The 14014-nt window shown below is 71.1% G+C and carries 12 protein-coding genes and 2 tRNA genes; 7 read left to right on the plus strand and 7 right to left on the minus strand.

What is annotated here, in order from left to right; genetic code table 11:
• The first annotated feature begins 160 nt into the window (after nucleotides 1-160).
• Nucleotides 161-547 carry a phage holin family protein gene (locus AC1DUE_RS17360; RefSeq protein WP_477040667.1) on the plus strand — a complete coding sequence of 129 codons (387 nt, stop codon included), beginning with the start codon at nucleotides 161-163 and terminating at the stop codon, nucleotides 545-547.
• Here the strand turns inward: AC1DUE_RS17360 and AC1DUE_RS17365 are convergent.
• Together AC1DUE_RS17365 and AC1DUE_RS17370 are read right to left on the minus strand one after the other, a co-directional pair.
• Nucleotides 516-1568: a hypothetical protein gene (locus AC1DUE_RS17365; protein WP_477040668.1), complete on the minus strand. Its 1053-nt coding sequence runs from the start codon at nucleotides 1566-1568 to the stop codon at nucleotides 516-518. The genes AC1DUE_RS17360 and AC1DUE_RS17365 overlap by 32 nt on opposite strands.
• A gap of 115 nt (nucleotides 1569-1683) precedes the next feature.
• Nucleotides 1684-2268, minus strand: coding sequence for a DoxX family protein (locus AC1DUE_RS17370; RefSeq protein ID WP_477040669.1), 585 nt, complete (start codon nucleotides 2266-2268; stop codon nucleotides 1684-1686).
• A gap of 243 nt (nucleotides 2269-2511) precedes the next feature.
• Here AC1DUE_RS17370 and AC1DUE_RS17375 point away from each other — a divergent pair, with 243 nt between their 5' ends.
• Complete coding sequence (locus tag AC1DUE_RS17375; protein WP_477040670.1) at nucleotides 2512-3387, plus strand: universal stress protein; 876 nt, start codon at nucleotides 2512-2514, stop codon at nucleotides 3385-3387.
• Between the two features lie 2 nt (nucleotides 3388-3389).
• Here the strand turns inward: AC1DUE_RS17375 and AC1DUE_RS17380 are convergent, their stop codons facing one another.
• Nucleotides 3390-4922 carry a GAF domain-containing sensor histidine kinase gene (locus AC1DUE_RS17380; protein ID WP_477040671.1) on the minus strand — a complete coding sequence of 511 codons (1533 nt, stop codon included), beginning with the start codon at nucleotides 4920-4922 and terminating at the stop codon, nucleotides 3390-3392.
• 93 nt (nucleotides 4923-5015) lie between these two features.
• Here AC1DUE_RS17380 and AC1DUE_RS17385 point away from each other — a divergent pair, with 93 nt between their 5' ends.
• Nucleotides 5016-5540: a flavodoxin family protein gene (locus AC1DUE_RS17385; protein WP_477040672.1), complete on the plus strand. Its 525-nt coding sequence runs from the start codon at nucleotides 5016-5018 to the stop codon at nucleotides 5538-5540.
• Here the strand turns inward: AC1DUE_RS17385 and AC1DUE_RS17390 are convergent.
• Nucleotides 5506-6147 carry a response regulator gene (locus AC1DUE_RS17390; RefSeq protein WP_477040673.1) on the minus strand — a complete coding sequence of 214 codons (642 nt, stop codon included), beginning with the start codon at nucleotides 6145-6147 and terminating at the stop codon, nucleotides 5506-5508. The two genes, AC1DUE_RS17385 and AC1DUE_RS17390, sit on opposite strands and share 35 nt — an antisense overlap.
• Nucleotides 6148-6213: 66 nt before the next feature.
• Nucleotides 6214-9573 (minus strand): bifunctional lysylphosphatidylglycerol synthetase/lysine--tRNA ligase LysX, encoded by a 3360-nt coding sequence (gene lysX, locus AC1DUE_RS17395; protein ID WP_477040674.1) that lies wholly within the window; start codon nucleotides 9571-9573, stop codon nucleotides 6214-6216.
• Between the two features lie 234 nt (nucleotides 9574-9807).
• On the opposite strand from lysX, the gene AC1DUE_RS17400 reads away from it, so the two are divergent.
• The gene (locus AC1DUE_RS17400) at nucleotides 9808-10263 is read left to right on the plus strand and encodes a DUF6325 family protein (RefSeq protein WP_477040675.1); all 456 of its coding nucleotides are present in this window, start codon (nucleotides 9808-9810) and stop codon (nucleotides 10261-10263) included.
• Nucleotides 10264-10265: 2 nt separating this feature from the next.
• The gene (locus AC1DUE_RS17405) at nucleotides 10266-10439 is read left to right on the plus strand and encodes a hypothetical protein (RefSeq protein WP_196804642.1); all 174 of its coding nucleotides are present in this window, start codon (nucleotides 10266-10268) and stop codon (nucleotides 10437-10439) included.
• Nucleotides 10440-10599: 160 nt separating this feature from the next.
• Here the strand turns inward: AC1DUE_RS17405 and AC1DUE_RS17410 are convergent.
• Nucleotides 10600-10672: transfer RNA gene (locus AC1DUE_RS17410), tRNA-Arg, on the minus strand.
• A gap of 79 nt (nucleotides 10673-10751) precedes the next feature.
• On the opposite strand from AC1DUE_RS17410, the gene AC1DUE_RS17415 reads away from it, so the two are divergent.
• Nucleotides 10752-11981, plus strand: a complete 1230-nt coding sequence (locus AC1DUE_RS17415; protein ID WP_477040676.1) for a low temperature requirement protein A — start codon at nucleotides 10752-10754, stop codon at nucleotides 11979-11981.
• Nucleotides 11982-12031: 50 nt separating this feature from the next.
• Here AC1DUE_RS17415 and AC1DUE_RS17420 read toward each other — a convergent pair.
• Nucleotides 12032-12123, minus strand: a tRNA-Ser gene (locus AC1DUE_RS17420).
• 336 nt (nucleotides 12124-12459) lie between these two features.
• Between AC1DUE_RS17420 and AC1DUE_RS17425 the strand changes: the two genes are divergently transcribed.
• Entirely contained in the window at nucleotides 12460-14001 is a 1542-nt protein-coding gene (locus tag AC1DUE_RS17425) for an MFS transporter (protein WP_477040677.1), read from the plus strand.
• Nucleotides 14002-14014 lie beyond the last annotated feature (13 nt).

Raw genomic sequence — 14014 nt, forward strand, 5'->3', positions numbered from 1 at the left:
GCGCCCCTGTGTTAACAGTTCATTCGGCTGCGACCACTCGTAACAAACGAACTGGTCACAGCCGATTCGCCGGGGGATTCCCTGCGCACCTGCGAGTCCCTAGGGTGAGCGCAGAGGCAGGGTCGCCTGTCTCACCCCTCACGAGGAGACCCGACCGGCCATGATTCGCTTCCTCATCCGCACCGTGATCTTCCTCGGCTCCGCGGCCCTCGGCCTGTGGATCACCTCGCTCATCGTCGACGGCTTCGAGATCCACACGAACGGCTTCATCGTCGCCGTGCTGATCTTCGCCGTCCTGCAGAGCATCCTGTCGCCGTTCATCTTCAAGTCGACGACCAAGAACGCGAGTGCGCTGACGGGCGCGGTCGGGCTGATCTCGACGTTCATCGCGCTGGTGGTCGCGAACCTGGTCAGCGACGGTCTGGAGATCTCCGGCACGTCGGCGTGGTTCTTCGGCACGATCCTCGTCTGGATCATCACGATGCTCGGCACGCTCCTGCTGCCGCTCGTGCTGATCAAGAAGACCGTGGAGGAGCGCCGGGCCTGAGGTCCTCACCGGCGACCTGCGAGCGCAGCAGCACCCCGACCACGGCGTAGACGACCATGCTGATCGCGAACTGGGTCAGTGCGCCGAGCTGCTGCTGACCGAACTCGATCACGAGCGTGAACGTGAGCGAGATGAACAGACCCGCGCGCAGGAACTTCAGGCCGGCGGTGCGGCGACGGAGCAGCAGGAGCAGCAGCCCGATCGCGAGGGGGATGCCCTGCGCGCTCAGCGCGAGGATCTCGACCTTGTCGGTGTCGGAGATCGCCGTCGCCGCCTCCGGGTCCGAGCTGAGGCTCACGAAGATCACGGCGGCGGTGCCGATCGCGCCGCCGAGCACCTGGATCGCCAGGTAGGCCCAGATCAGACCGCGGACCAGGCGCCGGGCCGCGAGCCACGCGACCACGCCCCGGCTCTCGCGCAGCACCACGGCGAAGGTGTCGTCCGGGCTGAACCGGCGGCTCGGCGCACCGTGGTCGAGCAGCCCTTCGTACCGAGCGACGGTCTCGGGGGTGGTGTGCCTGGCGAGGGTCGCGACGACCTCGTCGCGACGCACCGGCGACAGCTCCCCCAGCGCGGCGTCCGCGACGGCCTGCGCGGCGACCGCCCGCACGTGGCGCTCGGTGGGCGGACGCCGGCTGATGACCTCGCGCCCGACCACGTAGATCACGACGAGCACGCCGTACATGACCGCGAACGTCGGCCGGTAGAAGTAGTCGTTGTCGCGGGTGAGGAACTTGCCGATCTCGTCGACGAACAGGCCGAAGCCGATGCCGCCGACGAGGCTCGCCCACGCCTTGCCCACCGAGCCGACGCTCGTCGACGCGATCGTCAGGCCGATGGCCAGCAGCAGCCCGCCCGGCAGCACGTGCGCGATGTGCAGGCTGCCGCCGACCTGCGGGAAGCCCGTCGCGGTCAGGTAGGCGCGCACGACCAGGACCGTCGCGGCGGTCACGACGAGGAAGAGGTCGAACCGGCGCAGCGCGCGCGAGTCGACGACCTCACGGCCCAACGTCTGCTCCACGATCGCGCACCTCGCGTCGGGTCCGGCTCGCGGGACCGGCTGAGCCGAGACTAGAAGGCACGACGAAGGCGCGACACCCAGGGGAGAGTGTCGCGCCTTCTGCCTGGAGCTCCGATCAGCGCAGCCAGCCCCAGCGCTGCACGATCGGGAGCCTGGCCCACCGGCGGCCGAGGCCCCAGGTGTCACCGGCCAGCAGGACCGCGCTGAGGATCAGCACCAGCGCGTAGATGATGTGGTAGTCGACGAGCGGGTTGGTCGAGCCCTGGATCAGCGGCCACTCGGCTGCCCACATCATGACCATGATGAGCGAGCCGGCCACGGCCGAGACCCGCAGGCCGATGCCGAGCATGACCGCGAGGCCCACACCGAGCATGCCGAGCATGAACAGCCAGTCCGTGCCGACGCCCGAGATCGAGTTGAAGAAGCCCTTGAACGGGCCCTGCGCGGCGAAGGTCAGGAAGCCCTGGCTCGGCGTCCCGCCGTTGATCCACGAGAGGCTCGGGTCGCCCTCGGCGACAGCGGCCCCCGTGCTGTAGTGCAGACCGAACGTCTTGTCGAGGAACGCCCAGAGGAAGATGAATCCCGTGGCCAGCCGGGCGACGGCCAGCACACGGCGGCCGGCCGACGAGGTGACGAGGTCGTCCTCGACCATCGTTGCCGGATGGACCGACGTCGTGATCTCGGGGTGGGTGGCGGCCATGGTCTGCTCCTAGGTGCGGGGGTTTCTGTGAAGGAACCCGTCAGGTTGTGTTCTGGTGCTTCACACACTCCTCCGCGGGTCAGGGACCTCCCCAGGGCCGAACGTCCCGCGTTCACGGGCTCCTGCGGCCCGGATCAGGGCCAGAGGTCCCGGGACAGCGGCCGGTCGCGGGCGCAGGGTGGGAGGAGCGGGACGCGTCGACGACGACCGTCGATCGCCCCCGCCGGACCGAGGAGGCTCCTCATGCGTACCGACGGACCTGTCGTCATCGCCCTGGACGGGACCGCGCACAGCGCGAGCACGCTGTCCTGGGGCATCGCCGAGGCGGTCCGACGACGTTCCCGCGTGGTGCTCACCCAGGTCGTCGACAGTCCCTGGATGTCCAGCTTCTGGGGCACCTACCCGGTCGTCGACGTGCAGGACGCCGGCGTCGAGGCCAAGGGCTACCTGTCGCGGCTGCGCGACCGCGAGGCGGCCCGCCACCCGAGCCTGGACGTCTCCCTCGACGTACGGCACGGGTCGGCGGTGCCCGAGCTGCGCGAGCTGAGCACCGACGCCCAGCTCGTCGTCGTCGGGGCGGGCCTGCCGTCCGCCCGCGGCCGCACGGGCGTGCTCGCGGCGCACCTGGCGGCGCACGCCCGGTGCCCGGTGGCCGTCGTTCGGCACGACCCGGACAGCACCACCCCGCCCGAGGCGCCGATCGTGGTCGGCGTCGACGGCTCCCCCGCATCGCTCGAGGCGGCGCGCGTGGCGGCCCGCGAGGCGTGGATGCGCGGCCGCTCTCTCGTCGTCGTGCACGCCCGGCCCACCATCCCGGACCCGTTCGGGGAGGGGAGCGTGCCTCCGCTGGCCACGCAGGACGTCGAGGACCGCACGCACCAGGCGGCGCTGCGCGTCCGGCGCTCGCTGCTCGAGGAGAACCCGGGGCTGGACGTCCGGGTCGAGCTCATCGACGACGAACCGGCGCACGGCCTGGTCGGGCTCGCACGCGACGCCGCGCTGCTCGTGGTGGGGACGCGCGGGCTGGGGAGCTTCCGCGGGATGCTGCTCGGTTCGGTCAGCTCCGACGTGGTCCGGTCCGCCTCGTGCCCCGTGCTCGTGGTGCACGACAACGGCTGAGGTCAGCCTGTCGTCAGCGGGACCACCCAGGCCAGCAGCGTGCCGCCGTCGTCCACGGGGTCGACGCGCATCGACCCACCGCGCCGGCGTGCCCGCTCCTCGAGGTTGCCCAGACCGCTGCGGCGCGTCACACCGGGCGCGATCCCGACGCCGTCGTCCTGCACCTCGACCAGCAGGTCGGCGCCGATGAACACCCGCACCACGACCTCGCGGGCGCGCGCGTGCCGGGCGACGTTGGCCAGGGCCTCCCGGACGACCGCGACCGCGTCGGCGCTGACCTCGTCGGGAACCGTCGCCGTGACCCCCTCGATCCGCAGCCGCGGGAGGAAGCCGAGCCCCTGCCGCGCGCGGACCACCTCGGCGTCGATGGGGTGCCGGAGGCCGGAGGTCGAGCCGCCGCGGGCGCCGAGCCGGAAGATCGTCGTACGGACGTCCTTGATCGTCTCGTCGAGGTCGTCCACGGCGCCCTCGAGCCGCCGCGCGACGTCGGTGCTGACGGCGTCCTGGGCGGCACCCTGGACGTCGAGGCCGATCGCGAACAGCCGCTGGATCACCATGTCGTGCAGGTCGCGGGCGATGCGCTCGCGCTCCTCGAGGACCGCCAGACGGGCGCGGTCGGCCTGCGCCTCGGCGACGTCGAGCGACAACGCCAGCTGCTCGGCGAACCCCGCGATGCTGGTCAGGTCGAGCTGTGGACCGGTGTCGCCGACGGGCCCGGGCCAGCAGACGGTCAGCGCAGCCACCCAGCGGTCGCCGCTACGCAGCGGGACGGCGAGCGCCCAGACCGGGCCCGCGAGGCCCAGGTCCGTCCCGTCGTGGAGGCGGCGCAGGACCGGCATGTTCCCCGTGAGCTCGTCGGCGAGCTCGGCGGGCACGTCGTCGTGGATCATCACCGCCGAGGCCTCCGCGACCGCGCCCACCCGTGCCCGGACCAGGTCGAGCGCGTCCGGCCGGGGGATGCCGCTGGTCAACGCCTCGCTGCACGCCGCGGCGGCCTCGAGCCAGAGCTCGTGCTCGCGGGTTCGGCGGTAGGCCCTGGCATGCCCCACGGAGATGCCGGCCGCGGACGCGAGCGCGATCGCCACCTGCTCGTCGCGGGCCGTGAAGTCCTGCGGAGCACCGAGGGCGTCGTGCTTCTCGGTCAGGTACAGGTTGCCGAACACCTCGTCGCGCGCCCGGACGGGGACCCCGAGGAACGAGTGCATCGGCGGGTGGTGGGCGGGGAAGCCGACCGATGCCGGGTGCTCGCTGATCTCGTGCAGCCGGATCGCGTGCGGGCTCACGCTCAGGTGGCCGAGCACACCACGGCCCGTGGGCAGCGGGCCGATCGCCGCGGCCGTCTCGTCGTCGATCCCCCTGTGCACGAACTCGACGAGTCCGCCGAGCTCGCCGATCACGCCGAGCGCGCCGTAGCGCGCGCCGGTCAGGCGACAGCCCGCCTCGACCAGGCGCCTGAGGACCGTGGCCGTGTCGAGCGTCGAGGACAACGATGCGACCGCGCTCATCAGCTCCTCGAGACGGTCGTCGTGCTCCATGGTCGGAGCATAGGCGGCCGATCAGGGCCGTTCGGCCCTGTGGTCCTCCCGGCACGCGTCGAACACTGGAGGAGACACAAGGAGGTGGGGACGATGCGGGCACTTGTCGTGTACGAGTCGTCGTTCGGCAACACGGGGATGGTCGCGGAGGCCGTCTGGCGCGGCCTGGCGGACCACGTCGAGGATGCGGCGCTGCGTCGGGTCGACGTCGCTCCCACGACGCTGCCCCGCACGGTCGAGCTGCTGGTGGTCGGCGGTCCGACGCAGGCGTTCGGCATGAGCCGGCCGTCCACGCGGGCGGACGCGCAGGCCAAGGCCGGACTGCCCGCGACGAGCCAGTCCACGGGCGTGCGCGAGTGGCTGCACCAGCTGGAACCTCCGGGGCGACCGGTCTACTCGGCCACGTTCGACACGCGCATCCACAGCCCGCACGTACCCGGGTCCGCGGCGGCGGGCGCCTGGCGCCTGCTCAGCCGGAACGGCTTCGAGCTGACGGCCGAGGCCGAGAGCTTCTGGGTCGAGGGTCTCAAGGGGCCGCTGCGCGAGGGCGAGCTGGAGCGTGCCTACGAGTGGGGCGTCAGCCTCAGCGGCCTTCTGATCGGTGCTGCTCGGCGATGAACAGAGCCGCCTGCGTGCGGCCGCGGACGCCGAGCTTGGCCAGCAGGCTCGAGATGTAGTTCTTGACCGTCTTCTCGGCCAGGAACATCCGGCCGGCGATCTCGCGGTTGGTCAGGCCCTCGCCGATGAGGTCGAGCACCGCGCTCTCCTGGGGCGTGAGCAGGTCGAGGCGGGCGTCGTGGCCCTGCGACTCGCGGACGCGCTCCAGCACCCGCGCCTTGGTGGCGGGGTCGATCAGCGACCGGCCCGCCGCGACCGCGCGGATCGAGTCCAGCAGCTGCGGCCCGCGGATCTCCTTGAGCACGTACCCGGCCGCCCCCGCGGTGATCGCCGCCAGCAGGGCCTCGTCGTCCTCGTAGGAGGTGAGCATCAGGCACCTCAGGCCGCTGTCCGACGAGGACAGCTCCCGGCACACCTCGACCCCGCTGCCGTCGGGCAGCCGGACGTCGAGGAGCGCGACGTCGGCCTTCGCGACGGGCGCGCGGACCAGCGCCTCGGCCACCGTGGACGCCTCGCCGACGACGGTCATGTCGGGGTCCGCGTCGATCAGGCGCAGCAGCCCCTGGCGGACCACCTCGTGGTCGTCGAGAAGAAAGACGCGGATCATCCCCCCATCCTCGCGCATGTGGACGACGTTCCGGTCAGGCGTCGACCGGGCGGGTGAACGCGCGGGTCAGGAGCTCGGGCGAACCAGGGGAAACAGGATCGTGTCGCGGATGCTCAGACCCGTCAGGTTCATCACGAGCCGGTCGATGCCCATGCCCATGCCGCCCGTCGGGGGCATGCCGTACTCGAGCGCGGTCAGGAAGTCCTCGTCCACCTGCATGGCCTCGGCGTCGCCCGCGGCGGCGAGCAGCGACTGCTCGACGAGCCGGCGGCGCTGGTCCATGGGGTCCACGAGCTCGGAGTAGGCGGTGCCCTGCTCGGCGGCGAAGATCACCAGGTCCCACTTCTCGGCCAGCCGCGGGTCCACGCGGTGCTGGCGGGTCAGCGGCGAGTTCTCCTTCGGGAAGTCCGTGTAGAACACGGGCGTCGTCGTGGTGCTCTCGCAGAGCTCGCCGTAGATCTCCTCGAGCACCACGGCCCACGACGCGTCCTGGTCGAGCTCGAGCCCGATCGCCTCGGCGTGCCGCTGCAGCACGTGCACGGGCGTGTCCGCGGTGATCTCGTCGCCCAGCTTCTCGGAGACCGCCTCGCAGATCGTCTTCACGGGCCACTGGCCCGAGAGGTCGAACTCCTGGACCTTGCCCTCGGCGTCCGTGCGACGGGCGACGGGCGACCCGTACACCGCGGTCGCGGCCTCCTGGATGAGCTCCTGCGTCAGCACGCGCATGGTGTTGTAGTCGCCGTACGTCTCGTAGAGCTCGAGCGACGTGAACTCCGGGTTGTGCTTGAAGTCGGCGCCCTCGTTGCGGAACTGGCGGCCGATCTCGAACACCTTCTCCATGCCGCCGACGAGCAGCCGCTTGAGGTGGAGCTCGGTGGCGATGCGCAGGTAGAGGTCCATGTCGTACGCGTTGATGTGCGTCTCGAACGGTCGCGCGTTGGCGCCGCCGTGGATCACCTGCAGGATCGGCGTCTCCACCTCGGTGAACCCACGGGCGTGCAGGGAGTCGCGCACGCTGCGCACCACGGTGGCGCGGGTGTAGGCGATGTCGCGGGCGGCGGGCCGGACGATGAGGTCGACGTACCGCGCCCGGATGCGGGCCTCGGGGTCCGTCAGGCCGTGGTGCTTGTCGGGCAGCGGGCGCAGCGACTTGCTGGTCATGGCCAGGCTCGAGGCGCGTACGGAGAGCTCGCCACGGCGGGTCGTGATGACCTCGCCCGTGACACCGATGTGGTCGCCCAGGTCGACGTCGTGCCGCCACAGCTCCAGGTCCTCGGCGCTCACCTCGTGCGCGTCGACCATCACCTGCAGGTCGCCGCTGCCGTCGCGCAGCGTGCCGAAGCCCAGCCGTCCGCCGTCGCGCTTGCGGATCACGCGCGCGGTGACGCTCACGACGGCACCCGTCGCGGTGTCCGGCGGGAGGTCGGGATGCTGCGCGACGACCTCCGCGAGCGTGTGCGTGCGGGGGTAGGTGACCGGGTACGGGTCGATGCCGCGGGCGCGCAGCCGCTCAGCCTTGTCGCGCCGGACCCGCTGCTGCTCGGGCAGGTGGTCGGCCGCGAGCGCGGCCTCGACGGGGTCCGGCGCCTCAGGGATCTGCGCCTCCACCTGCGCGGCGTACTCGGCCGCGGCCCGCTCGAGCTCGCCCGCTCCGGCGGCCTTGCCACGCCGGTTCAGCAGCCCGAGGCTGGGGCGCGTGAGGAAGCCCTCCGCGCTGCCCGCGGCGGTACCGATCCGCGGCAGGTCCGAGGTGTACTCGAAGCAGATGAACCGCGGCTGCCACTCGGGCTGGTACTTGGCGTTCGACCGGTAGAGCGACTCGAGCTGCCAGTTCCGGCTGGCCAGCACGAGCGACGACCGCCAGAGGCGCGCGATCGGACCGGCCCCCACCTCCGCGCCCCGCTCGAACGCCTCCCGGAACATGGCGAAGTTCAGCGAGAGCCGGCCCGCGCCGAACGCCGTGCCCCGCTCGGCGAGCGAGGAGACCATGAGCTCGACCAGGCCGTTGTCGGCGGTGGGGTCGCGGCGCATCAGGTCCAGCGACACCCCGTTGCGACCCCACGGGACGAAGCTGAGGAACCCGCGCAGCCGCCCTTCCTCGTCGTGCGCCTCGACCAGCACGCAGTCGCCGTCGAGCTCGTCGCCGAGCCGTCCCAGCGCCATCGAGAAGCCGCGCTCGTCGCCGCCGTCCCCGCGCCACCGCGCGGCCGCAGAGTCGAGCGCCGCGAAGCGTTCCGCGTCGAGCGCGGAGTGGCGTTCCACGTGGGTCGTGTAGCCCCGTCGCTGCAGGCGGGCCACCGACTGACGCACCGCCTTCATGCCCGGTCCGGCCAGGGAGAACGTCCGCAGGTCGAGGATCGCCTCGTCGCCGATCTCCCACGCCTTGAGTCCCGCACCGGTGTACGCGACGGCGCCGTTGGTGCCCGCGCCCATCACCGCGAGCGACCAGCCGTTGGTCCGCGCCTGCCGCCGCCACGCCTCGATGGCGTCGGGCCAGCGCAGCGGGTCCCCGACCGGGTTGCCGCTGGCCAGGCTGACCGACCCGACGACGCGGTAGGAGATGCCCGCCCGCGCCGTGCTCGCCGAACCCGAGTCCCAGACCACGGACTTGTCGCGACGGGTCGCGAAGTAGCCCAGCGAGTCCTCGCCGCCGAAGTCGCGCAGCAGCGTGCGGACGCGGGCCTCGTCCGCTGCGTCGAGCGTGTGGGTGTACCGCGGGGTACGGAACAGCAGGTAGGCGGATCCCAGGACGACGGCCGCGCCGACCAGGTCGATCACGCCCCGGACCCACAGCGGAGCCGTCGCAGAGCTCGCCTGGTCCACCAGGCCCAGGTCGCCCAGCATGTTGTCCCAGACGAAGTAGACCGCCGAGCCCGCGCCGTCGCTCGTCCCGAACCGGGTGACCAACCAGCTCCCGGCGAGCAGGATCACCACCCCGCCGACGAGGAAGAACCCGAGCGCGGCCCAGAACGAGCCTCGGCGCGTTCGGGCGCTGAACTGGCGTCGGCACCGCCACAGCTGGACCAGCACGGCCGTCATGACGACCAGGCCGACCGCGTTCCACCACGAGCCGCCGTCGGCGAGCTCGTAGATCCGGCCGAGCTGCGGAAGGACGACCCACCAGATGACCAGCAGCCACCACGCCGAGCGCAGGCGCCGGTTCAGGGCTACCCCGATGCTCGCCAGGAGCGCCGCGTAGACGAAGTTCGGGATGATCGGGATGAAGACCAGAGAGACGATGTCGTCGTCGCGCATGAAGTACTGCCGCAGCGGCGGGACCACGGCCGAGACCAGCACCAGCGCGAGCGCGACGAACATCGCGGCCGCGATCCGGTCCGGCCACCGGTCGTCGATCGGGTGGACCTCGGCACTCGTCTTCCTGACCTGCGCCTCGGGGCTCGTCGGCACGACCTCGGTACTGACCACGTGCGGTTCCGATCCCTCGAGCGGGGTCTCGGGCTCGTGCCGCGGACCCGTGGGGCGGACCGTCTGACCAGCCCTTCTGCCCTCGTCGGACCCTAGCCTCAGGGGCGCGGACCGGTCCACAGAACGGGTGGCGAAGACCCTGGTCCGCGACGCCCCGTCGTGCGAAGGTGAGCGTGCACGATACGCACCGTCTGCCCTGGTCAGGGCAATGCCATCCACTCGGAGGAACGCACGATGACAGAGACATCGCTCGACGAGCTAGGCCCCGTGGACTACGTCGTGGTCGAGTTCCCGGCGGGAGCGCAGAACTTCACCGGGGAGATGGTCGAGGAGCTGCTCGCCCTCGTCGAGGCCGGCACCATCCGCGTGATCGACGTCCTGATCCTGACCAAGAACGAGGACGGTTCCGTCGACGCGGCCGAGCTGTCCGACATCCCCGAGCTGGGCGAGCTGGAGGCGATCGAGGCCGAGCTGGCCGAGCTGCTCGCCGCGGACGACGTCGAGAACCTGGCCGCCGCCATGGATCCGGGCAGCGTCGCTGGGGTCCTGATCTACGAGAACCTGTGGGCGGCGCCGTTCGCGTCCGCCGCGCGCCGCGCCGGTGGTCAGCTGATCGCCGACGGACGCATCCCGATCCAGGCGATCATCGCCTCGATCGCCGCCGACGAAACCCTCATCGAAGGAGCCTGACCATGCCGCTTCGCCCCGCACGCATCGGACGGGTCGGCGTGATCGGCCACCCGGTCGCCAAGACCGCCGCCGTCGCCGCCGTCGTCTCGTCCCCCGGCCCCGCGCCGATCGCCAAGACCGCGGTGGTCGCCGCCGCCGTCACGCCCGGCCGCGGCATCGGCCGTCGCCGCATCTGACACCCGGACCAAGCACGAAGGCCCGCCGCTCTCGCGGATGTTCAGATCGGCAGGCTGGGGAGGATGCTAAGGGTTCCACCTGTGAATTGACGAACCTGCTGGTGGCGTCGCCGGAGACGACGAACGAGGCCCGCCGCAGATGCGACGGGCCTCGACGGTGTGCGCCCGAAGGGACTCGAACCCCCAACCTTCTGATCCGTAGTCAGATGCTCTATCCATTGAGCTACGGGCGCGTGGCCCCGCAGGACCGGAGATGACGATACAGGCCGGGAGGCCGTCCGCCCAAACCCAGGGTCTGGCAGGATCGCGCGCATGACGACGGGGACCGTGCGGATCGGGACTGGCGGCGGCCGGTGGGGCATGCGTGCCGACGTGCTGCGGCACGGGTCCGGGCACGACGGCAGCCGGGTCGGCTACGTCGAGCTGTTCTTCGACCTGGTGTTCGTCTTCGCGGTCACGCAGATGTCGCACATGCTCATCCACCACACCGACGGGCGGACGCTCGTCGAGACGCTGGTGCTCGGCTGGGCGGTGTGGTGGCTGTGGATCGACACCACGTGGGTGACCAACTGGCTGGACCCCGACAAGATCCCAGTGCGCACCGTGCTGCTGGCGCTCATGCTCCTCGGGCTGCTCATGTCGTCGGCGATCCCCGAGGCCTTCGGCGACAAGGCACTGCTGTTCGCGATCCCGTTCGTGCTCATCCAGCTCGGGCGCACCGGCTTCACCATCTGGGCGATGGGCCGGCACTGGCCGGAGAACGCCGTCAACTTCCAACGGATCCTGGTGTGGCTCGCGGTGTCGGGCGGGTTCTGGATCGCCGGCGCCCTCGTGGAGGGGAACGAGCGGCTCGTCCTGTGGGTCGTCGCGGCCCTGATCGACGTCGTCGGGCCGCGCGCCCTGTTCTGGGTGCCGTTCATGGGTCCGACGGATCCCAGCACGTGGGCCGTGAACGGCACGCACATGGCCGAGCGGGTCTCGCTGTTCCTGATCATCAGCCTGGGCGAGTCGATCATCGTCACCGGCAGCGCGTTCTCGGAGACCGAGGTCTCGGTCACGACCGTGCTCGCGTTCCTCGCGGCGTTCGTCAGCACCGTCCTGATGTGGCTGCTCTTCTTCGCGCGGTCCGAGCGGCGAGCCACCGAGTTCTTCGCCGCGCAGGAGAACCCCGGGATGACCGCGCAGACCGCGTACACCTACGTGCCCTACCTGCTGATCATCGGCATCGTGCTCACCGCCGTCGCCGACGAGCTCGTCCTGGCACACCCGCTCGGGCACGAGGGGTCGACGGACGCCTGGACAGCGGGGCTGATCTGCGGCGCCACCGCCGTGTACCTGCTGGGCAACGCGCTGTTCCGACGGACGACGGGTGGCCGGTGGTCCGTCACGCACCTGGTCGGTGTCGTCGTGGTGCTCGCGGCGTTCGGGCTGCGGTCGTTCGTGACGCCCCTGACCCTAAACTGGGTGTCGAACCTGGTGCTCGCAGCGGTGATCGTCACAGACGTGGTGCTCGCACGACGCGCCGCTCCGCGCGCCACCTGAACGACGAAGGCCCGATCCTGGTCGGACCGGGCCCGTATCGAACTGCATTCTGGCGGAGACGGTGGGATTTGAACCCACGGAAGGCTTGCGCCTTCACGACCTTAGCAGGGTCGCGCACTAGACCGGGCTATGCGACGTCTCCAGGACCAGCACAGGCTACCCGTGCGAGCGCCGGTCCTCCAAAGCGGGCGCTGACCTGCCCCTTCACTAGGTGTTTCAGCCCAGCCGACACGGAATGTTCGGGCATCCGACGGTGTTCGGGCCCTACGAGCGACCGCGCGGAGCGGGTGTGCGAAGCCCCTGAGAGGAGCCTGAGAGAATTCGCTCCGAGCGAAGACAAATTCCTTGACCGGCGCAGGTATCGGCTGATGCACTGACGTTGCGCCCGGGTGAGGAATATCGGGTCTGCTCCTCCGGACCGCCGTAGCGGTCCACTCCTCCGGCGACGCCGCCACCCCTTCTCCCCCCGGAGTTTGCTGTGTCCGAACCTGCCCTGACGACCGCTGAAGCGGTCGACTCTCCCCAAGACGAAGCGGCCCTCGCGGCCGCCGCCCACGACCGTCGCCGCTGGGTGATCCTCGGTGTCGTCGCCATCGCGCAGCTCATGATCGTGCTCGACTCCGCGATCATGAACATCGCGCTGCCGTCCGCCGCGACCGAGCTCGAGATCCCCGCGCAGGACATCTCCTGGGCCATCACGGCCTACACGCTCGCCTTCGGCGGTCTGCTGCTGCTGGGTGGTCGGATCGCCGACTACATCGGCCGCAGGCGCGCCCTGATCATCGGCCTCGTCGGCTTCGCCGTTGCGTCCGGCCTCGGCGGCGCGGCCCAGTCCGAGTCCCTGCTGTTCGCCGCTCGTGCGCTGCAGGGTGCCTTCGGCGCGCTGCTCGCTCCCGCGTCGCTCGCCATCATCACCGTGACCTTCACCGAGGGTCGCGACCGTGCGCGGGCGTTCGGCGTGTTCGGCGCCATCTCCGGCGGTGGCGCGGCCATCGGCCTCATCCTCGGCGGCGTCCTGACCGAGTGGCTCGGCTGGCGCTGGTGCCTCTACGTGAACCTGCCGATCGCGCTGATCACGGTCATCCTCGCGCTCCGGTACGTGGTGGAGTCGAAGGCTCCGGGCGACCGGCACCTGGACATCCCCGGCGCCGTGCTCTCGAGCCTGGGCCTGGCCCTGCTCGTGTACGGCTTCACCGAGGCCTCCAAGCAGCAGGCCGACGGCAGCGGCACGGTGGGCTGGGGCGACCCGACCGTCGTGACGCTCCTGGCGATCTCCGTCGCGCTGCTGGTCGCGTTCGTGATCGTCGAGACCCGGGTCAAGAACCCGCTGCTCCCCATGCGCATCGTGCTCGACCGCAACCGCGGTGGCTCCTACATCGTCTTCCTGATGATCGGCGCCGGGCTGTTCTCGATGTTCCTGTTCATGACGCTCTACCTGCAGAACATCCTCGGCTACACGCCGCTCAAGGCCGGGTTCGCGTTCCTGCCGTTCAGCATCGGCATCATCATCGGCGCCGGCATCGTGTCGCAGATCCTGCCCCGCGTCGGGCCGCGGCCGCTGATGCTGGTCGGCATCTCGCTGGCGATCGCCGGCATGCTGCTGCTCCTGCGGACCACGCCCGACTCGTCGTACGTGACCACCGTGCTCCCGGCCATCACGGTCATGAGCCTCGGCATGGCGGCCGTGTTCATCCCCGCGTCGAGCACCGCGCTCGTCGGCGTGGGCAAGCACGACGCCGGCGTAGCGAGCGCCCTGCTCAACACGTCCCAGCAGGTGGGTGGCTCCCTGGGCCTCGCCCTGCTGAGCACGTTCGCGATCAGCGCGACCGCCTCGAAGCTCACCGACCTGGCCGGCGGGTCCGAGCCGACGCAGGCCATGCTCGCGACCGCCCAGGTGGCCGGCTACCACGTCGCCTACCTCGGCGGCGCGGTGCTGATGTTCGTCGGCCTGGCCGCGGCGGCCACCCTGATCTCCGCGAAGAAGGACGACCTGCCGACGGAGGGTGCGGTCGCGGTCTGACCGACTCCCCCAA

It is taken from the genome of Cellulomonas sp. P4_A2, from assembly GCF_056402515.1.

Excerpts from the sequence above, each read along its gene's own strand:
- AC1DUE_RS17360 (WP_477040667.1), top strand. The coding sequence starts at position 161 with ATGATTCGCTTCCTCATCCGCACCGTGATCTTCCTCGGCTCCGCGGCC.
- AC1DUE_RS17370 (WP_477040669.1), bottom strand. The coding sequence starts at position 2,268 with ATGGCCGCCACCCACCCCGAGATCACGACGTCGGTCCATCCGGCAACG.
- AC1DUE_RS17375 (WP_477040670.1), top strand. The coding sequence starts at position 2,512 with ATGCGTACCGACGGACCTGTCGTCATCGCCCTGGACGGGACCGCGCAC.
- AC1DUE_RS17380 (WP_477040671.1), bottom strand. The coding sequence starts at position 4,922 with ATGGAGCACGACGACCGTCTCGAGGAGCTGATGAGCGCGGTCGCATCG.
- AC1DUE_RS17385 (WP_477040672.1), top strand. The coding sequence starts at position 5,016 with ATGCGGGCACTTGTCGTGTACGAGTCGTCGTTCGGCAACACGGGGATG.
- AC1DUE_RS17390 (WP_477040673.1), bottom strand. The coding sequence starts at position 6,147 with ATGATCCGCGTCTTTCTTCTCGACGACCACGAGGTGGTCCGCCAGGGG.
- AC1DUE_RS17400 (WP_477040675.1), top strand. The coding sequence starts at position 9,808 with ATGACAGAGACATCGCTCGACGAGCTAGGCCCCGTGGACTACGTCGTG.
- AC1DUE_RS17405 (WP_196804642.1), top strand. The coding sequence starts at position 10,266 with ATGCCGCTTCGCCCCGCACGCATCGGACGGGTCGGCGTGATCGGCCAC.
- AC1DUE_RS17415 (WP_477040676.1), top strand. The coding sequence starts at position 10,752 with ATGACGACGGGGACCGTGCGGATCGGGACTGGCGGCGGCCGGTGGGGC.